General features: G+C 61.0%; 17 protein-coding genes and 1 tRNA gene. 4 read left to right on the top strand and 14 right to left on the bottom strand.

Annotation, left to right across the window (positions count from 1 at the left end):
- Positions 1 to 25 precede the first annotated feature (25 nt).
- From ACG97_RS00560 to ACG97_RS00545, 4 genes are all read left to right on the top strand, one after another.
- Positions 26 to 1456 carry a coniferyl aldehyde dehydrogenase gene (locus ACG97_RS00560; RefSeq protein WP_053068008.1) on the top strand — a complete coding sequence of 477 codons (1431 nt, stop codon included), beginning with the start codon at positions 26 to 28 and terminating at the stop codon, positions 1454 to 1456.
- Complete coding sequence (locus tag ACG97_RS00555) at positions 1453 to 1953, top strand: hypothetical protein (RefSeq protein ID WP_047965361.1); 501 nt, start codon at positions 1453 to 1455, stop codon at positions 1951 to 1953. The genes ACG97_RS00560 and ACG97_RS00555 overlap by 4 nt, the downstream gene beginning before the upstream one ends.
- Entirely contained in the window at positions 1950 to 3554 is a 1605-nt protein-coding gene (locus ACG97_RS00550) for a GMC family oxidoreductase (RefSeq protein ID WP_047965360.1), read from the top strand. Before ACG97_RS00555 ends, ACG97_RS00550 begins: the two co-directional genes overlap by 4 nt.
- Positions 3555 to 3699: 145 nt before the next feature.
- A tRNA-Ser gene (locus tag ACG97_RS00545) sits at positions 3700 to 3789 on the top strand.
- Positions 3790 to 4098: 309 nt separating this feature from the next.
- On the opposite strand, the gene ACG97_RS00540 is transcribed toward ACG97_RS00545, so the two are convergent.
- From ACG97_RS00540 to ACG97_RS00475, 14 genes are all read right to left on the bottom strand, one after another.
- Positions 4099 to 5268 carry a LytR C-terminal domain-containing protein gene (locus ACG97_RS00540; protein WP_047965359.1) on the bottom strand — a complete coding sequence of 390 codons (1170 nt, stop codon included), beginning with the start codon at positions 5266 to 5268 and terminating at the stop codon, positions 4099 to 4101.
- Between the two features lie 48 nt (positions 5269 to 5316).
- The gene (locus ACG97_RS00535) at positions 5317 to 6261 is read right to left on the bottom strand and encodes a type II secretion system F family protein (RefSeq protein WP_047965358.1); all 945 of its coding nucleotides are present in this window, start codon (positions 6259 to 6261) and stop codon (positions 5317 to 5319) included.
- Between the two features lie 34 nt (positions 6262 to 6295).
- On the bottom strand, positions 6296 to 7270 hold the full coding sequence (locus ACG97_RS00530) for a type II secretion system F family protein (RefSeq protein ID WP_047965357.1): 975 nt from the start codon (positions 7268 to 7270) through the stop codon (positions 6296 to 6298).
- Positions 7271 to 7278: 8 nt separating this feature from the next.
- Positions 7279 to 8637 carry a CpaF family protein gene (locus ACG97_RS00525; protein ID WP_047965356.1) on the bottom strand — a complete coding sequence of 453 codons (1359 nt, stop codon included), beginning with the start codon at positions 8635 to 8637 and terminating at the stop codon, positions 7279 to 7281.
- Between the two features lie 126 nt (positions 8638 to 8763).
- Positions 8764 to 9999, bottom strand: a complete 1236-nt coding sequence (locus ACG97_RS00520) for an AAA family ATPase (protein ID WP_082133589.1) — start codon at positions 9997 to 9999, stop codon at positions 8764 to 8766.
- Between the two features lie 64 nt (positions 10000 to 10063).
- Positions 10064 to 10537: a TadE/TadG family type IV pilus assembly protein gene (locus tag ACG97_RS00515; protein ID WP_047965355.1), complete on the bottom strand. Its 474-nt coding sequence runs from the start codon at positions 10535 to 10537 to the stop codon at positions 10064 to 10066.
- Positions 10534 to 10983, bottom strand: a complete 450-nt coding sequence (locus ACG97_RS00510; RefSeq protein ID WP_047965524.1) for a TadE/TadG family type IV pilus assembly protein — start codon at positions 10981 to 10983, stop codon at positions 10534 to 10536. The genes ACG97_RS00515 and ACG97_RS00510 overlap by 4 nt, the downstream gene beginning before the upstream one ends.
- Before the next feature lie 9 nt (positions 10984 to 10992).
- Positions 10993 to 12276 carry a pilus assembly protein TadG-related protein gene (locus ACG97_RS00505; RefSeq protein WP_047965354.1) on the bottom strand — a complete coding sequence of 428 codons (1284 nt, stop codon included), beginning with the start codon at positions 12274 to 12276 and terminating at the stop codon, positions 10993 to 10995.
- Positions 12277 to 12315: 39 nt separating this feature from the next.
- Entirely contained in the window at positions 12316 to 12600 is a 285-nt protein-coding gene (locus tag ACG97_RS00500; RefSeq protein WP_047965353.1) for a hypothetical protein, read from the bottom strand.
- A 12-nt stretch (positions 12601 to 12612) separates the two neighbouring features.
- A complete protein-coding gene (locus tag ACG97_RS00495; protein ID WP_047965352.1) occupies positions 12613 to 14166 on the bottom strand; it encodes a type II and III secretion system protein family protein in 1554 nt (517 codons plus the stop codon).
- Between the two features lie 42 nt (positions 14167 to 14208).
- On the bottom strand, positions 14209 to 15063 hold the full coding sequence (cpaB, locus tag ACG97_RS00490; RefSeq protein WP_202902674.1) for a Flp pilus assembly protein CpaB: 855 nt from the start codon (positions 15061 to 15063) through the stop codon (positions 14209 to 14211).
- Between the two features lie 75 nt (positions 15064 to 15138).
- Positions 15139 to 16515: an ATP-binding protein gene (locus ACG97_RS00485; protein WP_238377222.1), complete on the bottom strand. Its 1377-nt coding sequence runs from the start codon at positions 16513 to 16515 to the stop codon at positions 15139 to 15141.
- 128 nt (positions 16516 to 16643) lie between these two features.
- The gene (locus ACG97_RS00480) at positions 16644 to 17216 is read right to left on the bottom strand and encodes a prepilin peptidase (RefSeq protein ID WP_082133588.1); all 573 of its coding nucleotides are present in this window, start codon (positions 17214 to 17216) and stop codon (positions 16644 to 16646) included.
- A gap of 33 nt (positions 17217 to 17249) precedes the next feature.
- A complete protein-coding gene (locus ACG97_RS00475) occupies positions 17250 to 17435 on the bottom strand; it encodes a Flp family type IVb pilin (protein ID WP_047965521.1) in 186 nt (61 codons plus the stop codon).
- Between the last annotated feature and the right edge of the window lie 102 nt (positions 17436 to 17537).

The following is a 17537-nucleotide window of genomic DNA, read 5'->3' as shown; positions in this document are numbered from 1 at the left end:
CGGCAACCAGAATGGAGCTTATCACATGCAGCTTGCCGCACACACCGCCGTCACCCTCACCAATCACCTGAGCCAGTTGCGCGATGCGGCCAACCTTGTGCCGTACCCGTCGCTGGCACAACGTCGGCAGTGGCTGGATGGTTTGGCCCGCCTGTTGCAGCAGCACCAGCACGAGCTGGCCGCTGCCATCAGCGCGGATTTCGGCCATCGCAGCGTGGTGGAAACCCGGCTGGCGGAGGTATTCCCGACGCTGGCCGGCATCCGCCACGCGCGGCGACAGCTGGCAACATGGTTGCGCCCGCAGCGGCGGCCGGTATCGCTGTGGTTCCAGCCGGCGCGGGCCCGGCTGCTGCCGCAGCCGCTGGGCGTGGTCGGCATCATCGTGCCGTGGAATTACCCGCTGTTCCTGGCGCTGGGGCCGCTGGTGGCGGCGCTGGCGGCCGGCAACCGGGCACTGCTGAAGATGTCGGAGCTGACGCCACGCACCGGCACGCTGCTGGCCACGCTGCTGAACCGTTATCTCGGCGACGACGTGGTCCGCGTCGTGACTGGCGACGCTGGCGTGGCGCGCGCCTTTGCCAGCCTGCCGTTCGACCACCTGCTGTTCACCGGCTCGACCAGGGTTGGCCGCGAGGTCATGCAGGCCGCGGCGGCCAACCTGGTACCGGTGACGCTGGAACTGGGCGGCAAGTCGCCGGTGCTGGTGGCACCCGGCGCCGACCTGCAGCACGCTGCGCGCCGCATCGTGGCCGGCAAGCTACTGAATGCGGGGCAGACCTGCGTCGCGCCGGACTATGTGCTGGTGCCGCGCCCGCAACAGGCCGCGCTGGTTGCGGCATTGCGCGACGCGGCGACACGTGCCTACCCGACCCTGGCCAGCAATGCCGACTACAGCGCCATCATCAGCGTGCCGCACTACGAGCGCCTGCAAGCGCTCGCGGCACAGGCGCAGGCCGCCGGGGCGGTGCTCACCACCATCAATCCCGCCAACGAAACGCCGGCCGCACTCGCCGCCGCCCGCAAGCTGCCGCTGACGCTGATCGAGCAGGCGCCGCCGGACTGCAGGGTGCGACAGGAGGAAATCTTCGGCCCGCTGCTGCCCGTCATCGGCTACGACTCGCTGGAACAGGCCGCCGAACTGCTGCGGCAGCAGCCACGGCCTCTGGCGATGTATTTGTTCGACCACGACAAGGCGCGCATCGAGCGGCTGTTGCGCGACACCATTGCCGGCGGCGTCACCGTCAACGACACCTTGCTGCACGTGGCCCAGGAGGCGCTGCCCTTTGGCGGCGTCGGCGCCTCCGGCATGGGCCACTACCATGGTCACGAAGGCTTCCTGACCTTCTCCAAACTGAAGCCGGTGCTGTACCAGTCACGCCTGAGCGGCACCTGGCTGACCGCGCCGCCGTATGGCAACACCGTCAAGCTGCTGTTGCGCTGGATGATCGGCCGATGAAGCTCAGTCGACGCCAATTACTCGGCTGCGGCATCGCCGGCAGCGTGCTGTTAAGCGCCGGCGGCTACTGGCTGCGACCCGCCGCAGCGCCAGGCTTTGTTGCCAGCGAGCAGGACCGGCAATGGCTGCAGCAGCTGGCCCCGGCGCTGCTGGGCGAGCGCGTTGCCTGCAAGCCGGCCACCGTTGCGGCCAACGTGCTGCTGGCCATTGCCAGCCTGCCGCTACCGCTGCAGCAAGAGGTGCGCGAACTGTTCGACCTGTTGCAACAGCCCCTGGTACGGCGCTGGCTGGCCGGCATACCCGCAGCGTGGCCGGACGCCAGCCCGCAACAGATCCGCGCCTTCCTGCAGCGCTGGCGGCACAGCCGTTTCGCCTTGCAGCGCAGTGCCTACCAGGCGCTGCACAACCTGGTGTATGCCGCCCATTACGGTGCCGCCAGCCAGCAGCACGCCATCGGCTACCGGCTTCCGCCCGCCATTCAAGGATTCCTGCGATGAATAACACCTTGCCCGATCCGTGGCAGGAAGGGCTGGCCAGCGGCTGGCAGGTGCTCGATGCCAGCACGCTCGAGCGCGACCTGGCGCTGGAATGCGACGTGGTCATCGTCGGTAGTGGCGCCGGTGGCGGCATCAGCGCGGAGGTGCTGAGCCAGGCCGGCCTGGACGTGGTAATCGTGGAAGAGGGCGCGCTGAAAAGCAGCCGCGACTTCCGCCTGCGCGAAAGCGACGCCTACCCGCAACTGTACCAGGAGGCGGCCAACCGCCAGACCGCCGACAAGGGCATCACCATCCTGCAGGGGCGCACGGTCGGTGGCAGCACCACCGTCAACTGGACCAGTTCCTTCCGCACCCCGCCCGACACCCTGCGCTGGTGGCGCGAGCAGTACGGACTGCAGCCACTGCAGGACGAGGCACTGCGTCCGTGGTTCGAGCGCGCGGAACAGCGTCTCGGCATCCGCGACTGGGAAGTCGCCCCCAACGCCAACAACGCGGTGCTGGCACAAGGCTGCGACAAGCTCGGCATCAAGGTTGGCCGCATCCACCGCAATGTCAGCGGCTGCTGGAATCTGGGCTATTGCGGCACCGGCTGCCCGACCAATGCCAAGCAGTCGATGCTGGTCAGCACCTTGCCGGCCGCCCTGCAGCGCGGTGCACGCCTGCTGACACGGGTCGCGGTGACACGGGTACTGGCCAGCCGTGACGGCAAGCGCGCGCTGGGCATCACCGGCGCGGCGCTGGATGGCCCCGGCATTCGCCACACCGGCCGGCAGATCACCGTTCGTGCCCGCCATGTAGTGCTCAGCGCCGGCGCCATCGGCACCCCGGCCATCCTGCTGCGCAGCCAACTGCCGGATCCGTACGGGCTGGTCGGCCGGCGCACCTTCCTGCACCCGGTACTGCTGTCCGGCGCCATCATGCCGCAGCGTATTGACGGCTATCACGGTGCGCCGCAAAGCGTGTACAGCGACCACTTCCTGCACACCCAGCCACTGGACGGGCCGCTTGGCTTCAAGCTGGAAGTGCCACCGATTCATCCGCTGATCTTTGCCGCCACGCTGCCGGGGCTGGGGGATGAGCACGCGCGGCTGATGCGGCAATTGCCATACCTGAATGTCACCCTCGCACTGCTACGCGACGGTTTTCACGCCGACAGCCAGGGTGGACAGGTGCGACTGCGCCGCGATGGCTCGCCGCAACTGGATTATGTGCTGGGCGACGTGGAGTGGCAGGCCGCGCGGCGGGCACTGCTGCAGATGGCGGAAATCCAGTTTGCCGCCGGCGCCCGCGCGGTGCTGCCGGTTCACGAGAACGCCGGCCTGGCCCGCAGTTGGCCGCAGGCGCAGCAGATGATCGCGGCGCTGCCGATGCAGTTGCTGCGCACCCGCGTGGTCAGCGCCCACGTGATGGGTGGTGCCGCGATGGCTGGCGATGAACGCCAGGGCGTGATCGACCATCTGGGGCAGCATTGGCAGGTTGCCGGGTTGAGTGTGATCGACGGGTCGATGTTCCCGACCAGCATCGGCGCCAACCCGCAACTGTCGATCTATGCGCTGGCTCTGCGCGCCGCCGAGGCACTGGCTGCGCAGTTGGTGCGTTAGCCTTACACGGCGATACGGCAGACAGGCTGGGCCTCTGCACCGCCGCCGGTGGCACGAAACGGCAGCCGGTGCGTACCGGAAAAATCTTGGCAAACCGCAGCGGCATCAATATAATCGCGGCCTGTTGTTGTTCTGCACAACGCAAGGAAGCGTGGCCGAGTGGTTTAAGGCAGCGGTCTTGAAAACCGCCGAAGGTGTGAGCCTTCCGTGAGTTCGAATCTCACCGCTTCCGCCAGAACTCAATAATGCGCCGTCTTAACTGGTAATAAATAGGGCTACAACCCTTGCCAGATAAGGCGGCGCATTTCATTTGCCGTCACGACCTGTCACCGTGCATCATCCATTTTTTGTGGTAATTCAGTGGTAAGAAAAATGGTCTTCGTGGTAACGACTCTGCCACGCGTCGTTATGCAGCCACCAAAATCAATCAGACAAAACCAGAAAGATGCCAATCAAACCGTCGACTGACAGGAGATTGGCGCCTTGGCTTTAGCTAACTGCTTCACACTGCCCACCAGCAGGCAGCTTGTTCGGCAACCGTCGTTCAAGGTTTCACCAGCCGTGGCGGTGCACCGAGCGCCAGCTGGGTTTCACGCTGCCGTGGTGTGACCAGCGCGAGGTGGGTCATCACGTCGCGGCCCAGCACCAGCCGGACATCGGTACTCTGGCGCAGATCCACTTTTTCCGTAATGGCCGGTTTCAACGGCAGGCTGGCGCTCAGCCTTGCGGCCACACCGGCATAACCGGGGCGATACTCGACTACGGTCACCGGCTGACGGAACGGCTTGCTGTTGGTGAGCCGTGCCGCCGGGTAGCCCTGAGCGAGCAAGGCCTGGTTCACGCGGCGGGCCATGCCGGTTATACCGTTGCCGTTGGACACTTCGTACAGGGCTGCGCGCGCCGATGGCGGCGTATCCGTCGGCAGTGCTGCGGCCAACATGGTTGGTGCCGCCGTTTCTACTGCTTGCTGCCGCTCGGCTGGTGCCGGCTGGAGTGACGGTAGTGGTGCGATAACGGGAGCCGGCTCCGCCACCAGCGGCGGGGTGGCGGGCAGGGATGGCGACGGAGCTATTGCTTCGACAGCAGCCGGCGGGCTGGCCGGTGCCAGCGCGGGCACTGCCACCGCAGCTTCTGTTACTGGCTGGGCTACTGGCGGCGCGGCGACATTACTGGCGGTGCTTGCCGGCGGACTGACCGTGGCCGGGGTGAACGCCTGTTGCACCAGTTCGGCCTTGGTTTTTTGTGCCAATGCCAGATTGAGGTTGGTCGTGATCTTGGCATCGCCCGGCTTCAGCGCCGCTGCCTTCTCCAGCGCAGCGGCAGCCTCGACCGGGCGGCCTTGCAGGTAGTAGGCATAACCAAGGTTGTTATAGAAGTGCGCGGTATCCGGCGCGGCCGCCAGTGCCAGCTGGAATTCCATAATCGCCAGCTCGAACTGGCGCTGACCGGCGTAGAGGCTACCAAGCGCGTTGTGGGCTTCGGCATAGTGCGTGTCCAGCGCCAGTGCTTGCTGGAATGCCGGGATGGCGAGGTCGCTCCGGTTCTGGCCCTGATAGTAGCGGCCAAGCTGATAGTACGCCGCCGGGCTTTCATTGCCATGGCGCACCTTCAGCAGCGGCTGGAAGCCCCACGCCTGTTTCGGCGGCACCGATTCGCAGCTTTGCAGCAGGGGGACACAGCACAGCAGCGACAACAGCAGCGGAGTGTTTTTCATGGCGTTTTCTCCCATGACATGCTCGATAACGGCTTGCGCCACGCCCGGCTAACCGCCACCGCCGAACGATGGCAGCAGCACGCGGTAGATCTGGATGAATGCCGGCCCCAGCAACACCAGCAGCAGGGCAGGAAAGATGCAGAAAATCAGTGGAAACAACAGCTTAAGCGGGATCTTGGCAGCGGCTTCTTCTGCGCGCAGGCGGCGCTTGGTACGCAGATCATCGGCATGCACGCGCAGCGATTCGCCGATACTGGTACCGAAGCGGTCCGCCTGGATCAGCATCGCCACCAGGGTATCCACCTCCTGCACCCCGGTACGCATCGCCAGGTTGCGCAGCGCGCGATCCTTGCTGCTGCCGGCGCGCAGCTCCAGGTTCACCAGATGCAGCTCATCGGCAAGAATGGTGCTCTTGATGCGGATTTCCTCGCCGACTTTCAGCAGCGCCGCGTCCAGCCCCAGACCGGCTTCGACACAGACCAGCAGCAGGTCGATGGCATCGGGGAAGTTGTTGAAGATTTCCTGCTGCCGCTGCTCGATGCGCCGCGCCAGGATGATGTTGGGCAGGTAGTAGCCGACTGCGGCGGCAAACAGCATCGAGATCAGGAAGTTGTTGCCTTCCATGTGCCCGCCGGTGAGGCCGATGTACAGAAACAGCACGCCCGGGAACACCAGCGCCAACAGGGTCTTGGCGCCGAAGTACAGCGGTATCGCCGAGGTGCCGCGGTAGCCGGCATTCATGAAACGGATGCGGATCGGCGAGCTTTCCCAGCCGTCGGAGGGCACCGACAGCCTCGCCAGCGGCGTGGCGATCTTGATGGCCTTGGCCACCCAGGCCGAGGCATTGTCGGTGTCCAGCGGCGTATCCGCCTGCACCACCTTTTCCAGACGGGCCTTTACCCGGTTGGGGGCGACTTGCATCGAGATGGTCAGCGCAACGCCAAACACCACCAGAAAGATGATCGCCAGGTAGATCCATTGTGAGGTATTCATGACTGTTTCCTCGCCATGACAAGTAAGGGTGCCGTCAGACTTTGATCTTGATGATCTGCCGCATCCAGAAAATCCCGGCGATCATCATGCAGCCGATCAGCGCGACCATCATGAAGCCGCTGGGGTCTTCCCATAACACCTTAAGGAAGCCCGGATTGATCAGCTGGATCACCCCGCCCACTGCAAACGGCAGCAGGGTCAGGATCCACGCCGACAGTTTGCCTTCGGCCGACAGCACCCGGATGGTGCCGTACAGTTTCAGCCGCGCCCGGATCAGCGCGCTGATATTGCCAAGCAGCTCGGCCAGATTGCCGCCGGTTTCGCGCTGGATCAGCACCGCGATCACCATGTAGCGCAGGTCGGTACTGGGGATGCGCGTCGCCAGGTTCATCAGCGCCTCCTGCATCGAGAAGCCGTAGTTGACCTCGTCGAAGGCGATGCGGAATTCACCGGCGATCGGATCGGACATTTCGTCGCCGATCATCTTCAACGATTGCGGCAAGGCATGGCCGGAGCGCAAGGCCCGGCACATCAGGTCTAGCGCATCCGGCAGTTGCGCCTCGAACTGCACCAGTCGCTTGTGGCGGGCATTCATGACGATCATCCACGGGATGCAGGCGCCCGCCAGCGCGATCAGCAGCGACAACAGCAGCGGCAGCGGGAAAAAGCGGCTGGCAATGAATGCGGCCAATCCTAGCGCCAGGCTGAAGCCGAGAAACACCCCGACATTCAGCTTCAACCCTGACTGCACCAGAATGCGGTCCAGCTTGTGCACGCGCGGGAATGCCAGCAGGACGCGCTGTATCATTTTGGAGTCGCTGAGCAGCCGTTCTTTCATCAGCTGCATCGCTTCGCCGTGGTGCGCGCCGGCAGACATCGCCTGCAAGCGGCGTTCGATGCGGCTGGCCTCCGGACCCTTGTACGAGTTCCAGGTCAGGAAGGCGCCTTCCAGCAGGAAGACCACCGCGACAAAGATCAGCAGGATGAGGATGGCAAAGGTCGTGTCCATGATGGCACCTACTCGAATCGTTTGCTGGGGTCGAACAGCGCGTCCGAAATCTCCACGCCGTGCGTTTTCAGGCGCTCGATGAACTTCGGCCGCACACCGGTGGCGCAGAAGTAGCCCTGTACCGCACCGTCCACACCAATGCCGGTTTGTACAAACTGGAAGATCTCCTGCATGGTGATCACGTCACCCTCGGTGCCGGTAATCTCCTGGATGCTGGTGACCTTGCGCTTGCCATCGGTAAGGCGCGCCACCTGGATCACCACACTCAGCGCCGAGCTGATCTGCTGGCGGATCACCTTGGGCGGCAGGTTCATCCCGGCCATGCCCACCATGTTTTCCATGCGAGTGATGGCGTCGCGCGGGGTGTTGGCGTGGATGGTGGCCATCGAGCCTTCGTGACCGGTGTTCATCGCCTGCAGCATGTCGACGGCCTCTGCACCGCGCACCTCGCCAAGGATGATGCGATCCGGCCGCATGCGCAGGCTGTTGCGCACCAGTGCCCGTTGCGGCACTTCGCCCCGGCCCTCGATATTGGGCGGGCGGGTTTCCAGCCGGATGATGTGCGGCTGCTGCAGCTGCAGTTCGGCGGCATCTTCAATGGTGATGATGCGCTCCGTATCGGGAATGAAACCGGACAGGATGTTGAGCAGGGTGGTCTTGCCGCTACCGGTACCCCCGGAAATCAGCATGTTGATCTTGGCCTTGGCCAGCCCCTTGATCACGGTGCCCATGTCTGGTGTCAGGCTTTTCAGCTCAATGATGTCGTTCAGGCGCAGCGGGGTGGCGGCAAAACGGCGGATCGACAGCATCGGCCCGTCAATCGCCAGCGGCGGGATGATGGCGTTGACGCGGGAGCCGTCCGGCAGGCGGGCATCGACCATCGGGCTGGATTCATCGACACGCCGTCCGACGCGCGACACGATCTTGTCGATGATCTTCATCAGGTGCGCATCATCGGTAAAGCGCACATCGGTCTGTTCCAGCTTGCCGCGGCGTTCGACATAGACCTGCTGGAAGGTGTTGACCAGGATGTCGGAGATGGTCGGGTCGGCCAGCAGTGGCTCCAGCGGGCCGAGGCCGAGCATTTCGTGCTGGATGTCCTTGACCAGGCTGCGCCGCTCGTTGTCGTTGAGCGCCGCATTTTCTTCGGCCAGCAGCCGTTCCACCAGGATCTTGAGCTCGTCTTTCAGGCGCTCGGGGGCGAGGCTTTCCATCACTCCCAGATCAACCCGCTCCAGCAGTTTCTGGTGAATACGGGATTTCAGGTCGTGATAGGACTCGTAATTGGCCGAAGTGGCCGACTTGACGATGGCCTGCAAGGTTTCGGAGCTGGGCTGGATTGATTCGAGCCGATCGCGCAATGACATGATAGCTACCCCTTTGCCGATGATCAGTCTGCTCGGGCACCGAAGTGGCGGGTTATCAGGCTGATGTCTTAGTTGCCGAGAGATTTATCGTTAACAAGCATTCCATTCAATGAAAGGTGCCAGGCATTACTCGGGTGTTTGCGGCGCCGATGTGGGCCCCAGCGCACCGCCGCTACGAACCGGCGGGATGCCACCCTGAATGTGCTGCAGCAGATTGCCCCACCACGAGGTTTCGCCATTGCCGCCTTGCACCAGCTCCCGCCCCAGTTCCTGCAGGGTTCGCGCCACTGGATTATTGGGCGACAACTTGCTGATCGGAATCCCCTGGTTCACCGAAGTCGCCACCGCCTTGAAGCTGTTGGGAATGGTCTTGTACACCGTCATCCCCAGTGTGCGTTCGACATCTTCCAACCGGATATCGCCGCCTTTTTCATAGCGGTTGACCAGCAGCTTGATCTTCTCCTGCGAGTAACCCAGCGAGCGCAGCACGTCCAGCAGCCGGCGGGCATCACGAATGAACGGCAGCGTGATCTGCAGCACCGGGAACACCACGTCGGCGTGATCCAGCGCCTTGATGCTGACCGGGTCCAGCGCGCGGCCAACGTCCAGGATAATCACGTCATAGTGATTACGCGCCAGGTTGACCAGGGTATCGATGTGGCTGGGACTGACCTCCATCGCCTGCACCGGATCTTCCGGCGCCGACAGGATGCCCAGGTTGGGCAGTACGTTCAGCAGGCTGGAGGCAAGGAACGACGCATCCATGCGCATGATCTGGCGTGCCACCTCGGCCAGGTTGGTCGTCGGCTTGTGGTCAGAAATGAACAACGAGGCATCGCCAAACTGCAGGTTGACGTCGATCAGGATCACATTCTTGCCTTCCTGCGACGCCAGGTTGTAGGCAAGATTGGTCGACAGGAAGGTCGAGCCGCTGCCGCCCTTGCACGGGATAAAGGCAAACACCTTGCCCTTCTGGCGCGAGGTATTCTGCAGATTGCGCTTTTCTTCGACCCGTACCAGCGCCAGATGCAGCGCATCGCGGCCAACGGGGGAGGGCAGCACCTCGCGCACGCCGGCACGCATCGCCCGCAACAACACTTCCGGCGTCTGACTACTGGACAGCAGAATCAGGGTGATGTCGGGGTGGCGCAGGTTCAGCTGTGCCAACGGAGAAAAATCCGCCAATGCCTCGTCGGTCGCACTTTCCAGAATGATGATGTCGGGACGCAACTGGTCGGCAACCGGTGCCAGCATCTCCGCCCCACCGGTGAACACCTTGACATCGCGACTGCTGTCCGTTTCGACAAAGCGGCGCAGTTCATCCAGGTTCTTGGTGTTGTGCGAAATAATCGAGATTCTCATGATTGCGCCTCAACTAAAAATGGTTGCGCCCGCAGGCGTTGATTGGCCACCGATGGTTTAACCATCAAGGCGACGCACAATCAGGGTTGGCATCGGCACCAGTGCCGGTGGCAAGGCTTTCCCGAGTCAGCGTGGTACTGAATGCCGGTATCCGCCACGACTCATTCATAAACGGGAAGACGTAATGGAAAGCCGGTGCATTGGGCGAGATGGACACCGTCACGCTCTGGCAATTTGCCGCGCCGGTACAGCCACTTGGCGCGTAAGTGACCACGATGTCATTGACGTTAGTAATCGGCAGAAACTTCTGCATCGAAGTCTTGATGTTGGCCGCATTCATGTCACAAACCACCGCCAGGCGGGCACCGCGCCGCGTCGCCTCCACCGCCGAATTCCAGGTAAACATCAGCCGGCCAAACTCCATGATGCCAAGCAACAGGGAAAACAGGATCATGGCGACCAGTGCAAACTCCACGGCCGCCACGCCACGCTGTGCCTGCCTGCGGGGCAGCCTCAGCTGCCGGAATGAGGTTTTCATAGGTTTGCCTTCATTACAGTGCGAATCTGGCCAAAGGTAATGGTGGACAGATCTGCGGTAACAAACGGAACCAGCGAAACAAACTGGTAATTACTGACCGTTACCGACACCAGATTGACAACCGGTGCCGTGCCCTGCGCTAGATGATCTGCGCAGCGCTGCCAGTCGCAAATCGTCACCGTGGCACTACCCAGTGCCGGCGCCAGCAACGTACCACTGCAACTGGTGTTGCCATAGCGCACCAGACAGGTTGCCTCGGTATCCTTACTCCCAGGCTGCTGCGCCGACAGATAGCGGGCGGCATCGCGCGTGGCCTTGGTTACGGTGTTGAACTGGTAAAACGCCCGACCGAATTCGGTAATGCCGAACACGATAAAGATCAATGGCATCAGCAGGATCGCCATTTCGACGGCGGCAACACCCTGTTGGCGAGAGCGCGGTTGCATGGCCATCTCCTATCTCGCCAACGCCGGCACTTTGGGGCCAATACCACCACCGGCGCCCGGCAGCCCCAGTGTGGCACACGGGTTGCCCGGCACATCGGCCTGACCGCGGTATTCAACAAAGATCTCGTCCCCCGGCCCCGGCATCGGTTGCAACATCAACACACAGGCAAACTTCTGGATTGGTATTGCTTGCGAGCTGGACCAGGCGTCACAGCTGACAATTGGCATTAACGCCAAACGGCGGTCCGCGCCATTGCTATCCAGCTGTGTCGAAGTGGCACTGCTTGGATTGCCAAGCAGGGTGATACCTGCCGCGGCATCCCCCTGGTAAATGGTATTGGCAACTCTCGCCGCCAGAAAATTGGGCGTGGAGCCGGAGGTGCCGTTGTAGGCATTGAACTGGCTGACCCACGATGTCGCGGTATAGGCAAAACCCGTGAAGTCAGGTGGCGCAGTACTCACACTGTCACTGCCTTGGTACAGACCAAAACGGGTATTCCATGCCCGGGCAATGGACTGCTGCATACCGGTTTGTCCAACTGGGTTGCTTACGGTCAGATCACACTGCCCTGACCCGGTCAGCAGATTGGACAGTTCAACAGCACCACCGGCAGGGGGAGAGTAGTCAATCAGGTTGAAACTGCCGGTAAAGCCGCCACCGGCAGTGAAACGACTACCGTACCACTTGCCGATACAAAAGCCGTGGCTGTCCGGCGTGCTGCCATCAGGACAAGTAGTGGGTGTTGATGGCAAATAAGGCGGGGTTTGTGAACACAACCCCACCGGAATGGCGCAGTTGGTCTGCGATGGTGACAGGGCGGCCACCGCATGCGCAGTCACCGTTTGCGCGCCAGCCCCCATGACCTGCATGAACCAGGGCATGATGCCGGTTTGCGGCAGGGTGCACTTGGCGTACTTCATGTTCGGTATGCTGGCTACCGCCACCGCATTTTTGGTGAAATAGGTGCCGGTCAGCGTGTCGCTGAAGGTGACGTCGCTATTGACCAGCACCGAAACCGCATCGTCCTGGAAGTTGACATTGTTGCGCTGCCCGACGGTGATGCCGGCGCTTTCCGCCCGGTTCAGCGATTCGGCATCGCCTTTCAGCTCTGCCGCCGCGGCCAGAGCGCAGGCGTCTGCCGCGTTGCTCAACTCGGTCTTGGTGATGAACAGTCGCCCAAGATCAGCGACCAGCCCCAGGAAGCCGACCAACACAACGATACATAGCCCGACGATGATGGCTACCGCGCCTTCCTGATATCGCCGGCCCGGTAGCTTGCCAGTGCGTTTCATAAAGCCACCTCATGCATCTGATCCTGAAACAAGGCGGGATTATTTGCCGCCGCCCAATACATCAATGGTAAGAATGCCGGCGGTGGATGGCGGCGTCTTGAACGACTCGTGGTAGCGATCCATGCCTTCCTTCGCCGCCTTGCCATCGATGCCGGTGACCGGATCCATATCCTGCGAGGCCTCCGGATTGATGGTCTGCTGCGCCTTGGCCATGTTGACGGCCTCGCCGAAGCGGCTATCCAGATACGGGGTCGACGAGCAGGCCGTCAGCAGTGATGCCAGCAAGACTGTGCGGGTAATCATCACCAGTTTGTAAGTTCGCATGACTTGGCCTCCTTATTTCACTTCAAAGCCGGATGGCGCTTGAGGGGCTTGCGGCTGAGCCGGCGGGGGAGCACCTTCGCCGGAACTGGCGCCTGCGGCGGCTGGCGGTTTGCCTTCCATCTTGCCGCCGAGGAAGAACTCAGCCCGGTTTGGCGGGGTGTAGTTGTCGGTCGGCAAGGCATAGTTTGGTGGCAGCGGTTTCACCAGCCGTGGGGTCACCACAAAGATCAGCTCGGTCTTGTCGGTCTGGAAGCTGCTGCTGCGGAACAGGGCGCCCAGAATCGGGATTTCGCCCAGCAGCGGGAAGGCACTGATATTGGTGGTGACGTTGTTCTTGATCAGGCCACCGATGGCAAAGCTCTGACCATCACGCAGTTGCACGGTGGTCGCGGCGCGGCGGGTGGTGAACGACGGCAGGATGGCGGTGCCATTGAGGCCGGTGATATTGACACCGCTGGCGTTCAGCTCGGAGACCTCTGGCGCTACTTTCAGGTTGATCCTGCCGCCATCCAGTACGGTCGGGGTAAAGCGCAGGGCCACGCCGAATTCTTTCTCTTCCAGGGTGATGGTCTGGCCGCCGCTACTACTATTCTGCGCTACCGGGATGAATATCTTGCCACCGGCGAGGAAGCTCCCTTCCTGACCACTGATCGCCATCACGGTCGGCTCGGCCAAGACCTTGACCAGACCGTCATCGTGCTGACCATCGATCTTGAAGCTGCGCGGATTAGACGTGCTGCTATTGGAACCGCCCAACAACAGCCCGATAGCGTTGGACGCGTTGCCGGACAGGAAATTGGTATCCCAGTTAAAGCTCCAGCCGCCGTGATTCAGCACCCCGGCCAGATTGATACCGACCTGGTCCAGCAGCTTCTTCGAGATTTCCGCCACTTTGACTTCCAGCATCACCTGCTGCGGTGCATCCACCGACAACATATTGATGACCTTGGATTGACCGGCATAGGCTGCGGCCAACGTCATGGCCTTGTCGACCCGGGTCGAATCCGCCACGGTGCCGGTCAGTACCAGCGAATCGGAGGCGGCACTCACCTTGATACGGCTGCCTTCACCGGCCAGCATGTCGTTCAGCGAGCTTTGCAGCGAGGCGGTGTCCACCCCGACGGTGACATCGACCAGCATGCACTGGCCGGTGCGGCTCAGCAGGATGATATTGGTCGAGCCGACGCTCTTGCCCAGCAGGTAGATTTCGCTCGGGCTCAGCAGGATCACATCCAGCCCGGCCACCCCCGCGTTGGCCTTGCCTTCTGGTGCTTTCTTGTCATCACCCTCTGCGCCTTCCTTGGGCTGTGCCGCTTGCGTGCCCGCCGGATTACCCAGCAGGATGCGGCTGACCGGTGAAGTCGTCTTCAGGCGGAAGGACTTGCCGACGGTGACGTTGACCATCGGTGCCGATTCGATGGTATTGCACGGTGTCGTGGCCGCCGGTTTCGGGGCGATGGTGGCGGCCTGGGTCGTCGTGGCCCACATCATCATGCAGCTGGTGGCGATTGCCAGCGCACCCAGATTCAGGCGGGGCAAGCGTGCTTCGACAGGTTTCTTTTTCATTATGACTTTACTCCCTAACGAATTGGGCTGGATGTCTGACAGTTAGAAACACTCGATATGTCGAGACGTGCCGCTGACGATTTCTACACAGTTCTGGGTTGCCGCGATCGGGGCTGGCTGGGCAGGCCGTTTCACGATGACTTTCTTCACCACCCGCTTGGCCACCGGTTTGCTGGCCGCCACAGGCTTGGCCACTGGTGCCGGCTCGTCGCCGCGCAGGAGGATTTGCTTGGTAATGCCGGAGGTTTCTACCGGTTTGGGGTCAACCTGATTGCGCAAGACCAGAGACAAGGTGCCGACACTGCGTGCCAGGTCCAGCTTTTCGGCTTGCTCTGGCGTAACCTCCAGCGTCACCGCATTGACCACCTTGGGCTTGGTATCGTCACGGCTGGCTTCCTGCGCCACCGCCAGCACCAGGATGTGCTCCAGCACAATCTTGGAAATACTCATATCCACCTTTTCCTTGACGTTGGCTTTGGCGTCTTCGGTGGTATTGACGAGGATATCGACATAGTTGCCCGGCAAGGCAAAGCCGGCCACGCCAATCACGTCGTTAACCCGTACCGTCATCGCGCGTTTGCCTTCCATCACCACCGCAGACAGGCCGCCCTTGGTGCCCAGCGGCGCCAGCTTCGACTCCAGAATCGCCTCGCCACGCAGTACGCTGGTTTTCAGCACCCGACCATCCAGCGTCTGCGGATCGATAATCGCGCCTTCTGGAATGCTGCCGCTTGGCCAGTCAACCAGGCGCAACATCTCCGGCGTCAGCTTGGAACCAAGATCGACATCCACCGCCGCGATGACCACTTTCTGGGCGGAGACATTGGTCTGCTTGTTGATCCATTGCGATGCCATCACCACGGCCACCAGGCCGACGATGACGGACACCACGATCATTGCTATGGCTCTTGGGTTTTTCACTGCCTTCTCCCCACACTTGATTGAAAGCTCAAGCCAGGTCGCGACCGCAACCTATCCCTTGGTGTAGTAGTTTTCCCATGCCCACGTCAGCAGCTCCTCGTTCAGCTCCGGCTTGATGCCCTGGTAAAAGGCAAAATCGCGGACCTGTTCCAGCAAATCGCGTGGAATACAGGCGAGGAGGGGCTTGTCGTGCTTGCCGTGCAATTCATCAATCACAAACCGCAGTCCCTCGTTGCTAAAGGGAATGCCCAGGCGGGCACAGTTCTGCTCGAAAATCGCGCGGTATTCTTCTTCCTCAAGCTTGCCGATGTAAATCTTGTAACCAAGCCGGCGCAGGAATGCCTCGTCGGCCAGCGTGCTTGGCGGAATGTTGCTGGAGAAAATCACAATGACATCGAACGGCACCATGAACTTGGTGCCGGTATGCAGCGCCAGATAGTCCACGCGGCGATCCAGCGGCACGATCCAGCGGTTCATCAGCATTTGTGGCGAAACCAGCTGCCGCCCAAGGTCGTCAATGATCAGCAAGCCATTGTTGGCCTTGACCTGTGGTGGCGCCTGGTAAAAGCGGGTGTTCTCGTCGAAATCCAGATCCAGCATCGACAGGGTCAGTTCGCCACCGGTAATCACTACCGGGCGCTGGCACTCGATCCAGCGCGCATCGTGCAGCGGCCCTTTGTCCAGCGAGCTGCCACTGTGACTGCTAGCCACAGGCTGGTGTACCAACGGGTCGAACAGCTGGATCACCTCGCTATCCACCAGCACGGCATAAGGAATGGTGCAGTTGCCGGTCAGCAGGGTAGCCAGATGTTCGGAGACATAAGTCTTGCCGCTGCCGGGCGGGCCGTATACCAGGATGGCCCGGCCGGAGTTCATCGCGGCGCCAAGCTGGTTCATGGTGTTCTGTCGCAGGACAAAACCCTTGAAGCCTTCGGCAACCAGTTCTTTGGTGACTTTCATGTTGGCCACCGACTGCCGGCGCACCGCATCGTTATAGGCCTGGAGCGTCACCGGGGCAGGGCCGGCGTAATGGCTTTTCTGCAGGTAGGTCTGGGTGCGGTTGCGGCCAACGTCGGTCAGTGTGAAGGCAATGGTGGCTTCCGTTTCATTACGACCGGATACCTCGCACAGCTGTTCGCTACGCATGAAGGCCAACAGCGGCTCCAGCACACTGAGCGGCAGCTTGGTCAGGTTGACCAGATCGACCAGCCGGATCTGGCCATGAAAGAAGAGGGTCTTGCAGAGCAACTCCACCAGAAACAGGAAATCCAGGCCGGTTTCTTTCACAGTCTGCGGAGCACGGGGCAAAATATCACGAGGAGGAGTGTTGCCTTGTAATTCCAAACCATCTGGATTGAACATTTTCATCACTCCTCGCCAACATAAAAACCGAACCGGGTATTTATGCAATGAGATATAGCCCAGCAAAAACCATTAACCAAGGATAATTTTTCGATAATCAATCGCTAACAAACAAGCACAACAAAACAGCGCCAGCGTTAGCAGGCGCATTGATCTGGCAATGAAAATTTATTTAAAAACCACAACCAACCAAATCAAATTCCTTGCCAAATCAGATAACTAGCCGTACCCACGGAAATAGCCATGGCATAAGGTAGCGTCCCCACAGAATTCACGCCCGCAGGGTGAATCGACGGCTTATCACCAGCGATTTTGGCAGCGCCCGGCAGTACCATGAATATGCTGTTACTCAGCATTTGACGTGCCATTTTCAACTTCAACGCGAATACCAGGGACAACACACCACCGGCCAACAAGGTACATAACACGACACCAAAGATCGCTGGCGAACCGGTAAAACAGCCAACCAGTGCCATTAATTTGACATCTCCCGCCCCCATGACACGCAACAGATAAAGCGGCAGGAATAATCCGAATCCGAATGCCAGCCCCTTGAGGGCTGACACAATACCTTCACCATCCAGCAAAAATGCCTGTGCCAGCAAGCCAATGACAATACCGGTAAGGACTAGTCTGTTTGGAATTTTTCTGGCTTTCATATCGGTAAAAACGGCAGCGAGGAGGAATCCAGCAAGCAGACCCAACCTCGCCCCGAACAGAAGACCGATTCCAATGGCAGCTATCCAGGCCAGCCAGATGAAAATCATTGCCAATTATTTCCCCTTGGAGAATAACCAACGTCAAGCCAAGGCAGCGGCCAGTTCGGCTGCAATGTTGTTGAATACCAATTCCAGGTTTTCACCCACAGCACCAACCGAAGCAATAATCACCACGGCGATCAGGGCGGCAATCAAGCCATATTCAATGGCTGTTACACCATCTTCTTCCTGGATGAAACGTTTGAATGTCAATGCAAGCTTATCCATTTCCAACACCTCCATGGAAATTGAACCTGTGGCAGCAACGACTGCCGTCCATTTTGCGCCAACGAGACATGACGCATGCCTTGTTCAAGCATTCCAAACAGA

The organism is Vogesella sp. EB (assembly GCF_001037925.1).
In the GTDB taxonomy this organism is placed as follows: Bacteria; Pseudomonadota; Gammaproteobacteria; order Burkholderiales; family Chromobacteriaceae; genus Vogesella; species Vogesella indigofera.
This window is presented reverse-complemented; position numbering and strand designations above follow the sequence as displayed.

What these genes read in the sequence shown, in the direction of transcription:
- ACG97_RS00560 (WP_053068008.1), top strand. Translation starts at nt 26, where the DNA reads ATGCAGCTTGCCGCACACACCGCCGTCACCCTCACCAATCACCTGAGC.
- ACG97_RS00555 (WP_047965361.1), top strand. Translation starts at nt 1,453, where the DNA reads ATGAAGCTCAGTCGACGCCAATTACTCGGCTGCGGCATCGCCGGCAGC.
- ACG97_RS00550 (WP_047965360.1), top strand. Translation starts at nt 1,950, where the DNA reads ATGAATAACACCTTGCCCGATCCGTGGCAGGAAGGGCTGGCCAGCGGC.
- ACG97_RS00540 (WP_047965359.1), bottom strand. Translation starts at nt 5,268, where the DNA reads ATGAAAAACACTCCGCTGCTGTTGTCGCTGCTGTGCTGTGTCCCCCTG.
- ACG97_RS00535 (WP_047965358.1), bottom strand. Translation starts at nt 6,261, where the DNA reads ATGAATACCTCACAATGGATCTACCTGGCGATCATCTTTCTGGTGGTG.
- ACG97_RS00530 (WP_047965357.1), bottom strand. Translation starts at nt 7,270, where the DNA reads ATGGACACGACCTTTGCCATCCTCATCCTGCTGATCTTTGTCGCGGTG.
- ACG97_RS00525 (WP_047965356.1), bottom strand. Translation starts at nt 8,637, where the DNA reads ATGTCATTGCGCGATCGGCTCGAATCAATCCAGCCCAGCTCCGAAACC.
- ACG97_RS00520 (WP_082133589.1), bottom strand. Translation starts at nt 9,999, where the DNA reads ATGAGAATCTCGATTATTTCGCACAACACCAAGAACCTGGATGAACTG.
- ACG97_RS00515 (WP_047965355.1), bottom strand. Translation starts at nt 10,537, where the DNA reads ATGAAAACCTCATTCCGGCAGCTGAGGCTGCCCCGCAGGCAGGCACAG.
- ACG97_RS00510 (WP_047965524.1), bottom strand. Translation starts at nt 10,983, where the DNA reads ATGCAACCGCGCTCTCGCCAACAGGGTGTTGCCGCCGTCGAAATGGCG.
- ACG97_RS00505 (WP_047965354.1), bottom strand. Translation starts at nt 12,276, where the DNA reads ATGAAACGCACTGGCAAGCTACCGGGCCGGCGATATCAGGAAGGCGCG.
- ACG97_RS00500 (WP_047965353.1), bottom strand. Translation starts at nt 12,600, where the DNA reads ATGCGAACTTACAAACTGGTGATGATTACCCGCACAGTCTTGCTGGCA.
- ACG97_RS00495 (WP_047965352.1), bottom strand. Translation starts at nt 14,166, where the DNA reads ATGAAAAAGAAACCTGTCGAAGCACGCTTGCCCCGCCTGAATCTGGGT.
- cpaB (WP_202902674.1), bottom strand. Translation starts at nt 15,063, where the DNA reads ATGATCGTGGTGTCCGTCATCGTCGGCCTGGTGGCCGTGGTGATGGCA.
- ACG97_RS00480 (WP_082133588.1), bottom strand. Translation starts at nt 17,216, where the DNA reads ATGATTTTCATCTGGCTGGCCTGGATAGCTGCCATTGGAATCGGTCTT.
- ACG97_RS00475 (WP_047965521.1), bottom strand. Translation starts at nt 17,435, where the DNA reads ATGGATAAGCTTGCATTGACATTCAAACGTTTCATCCAGGAAGAAGAT.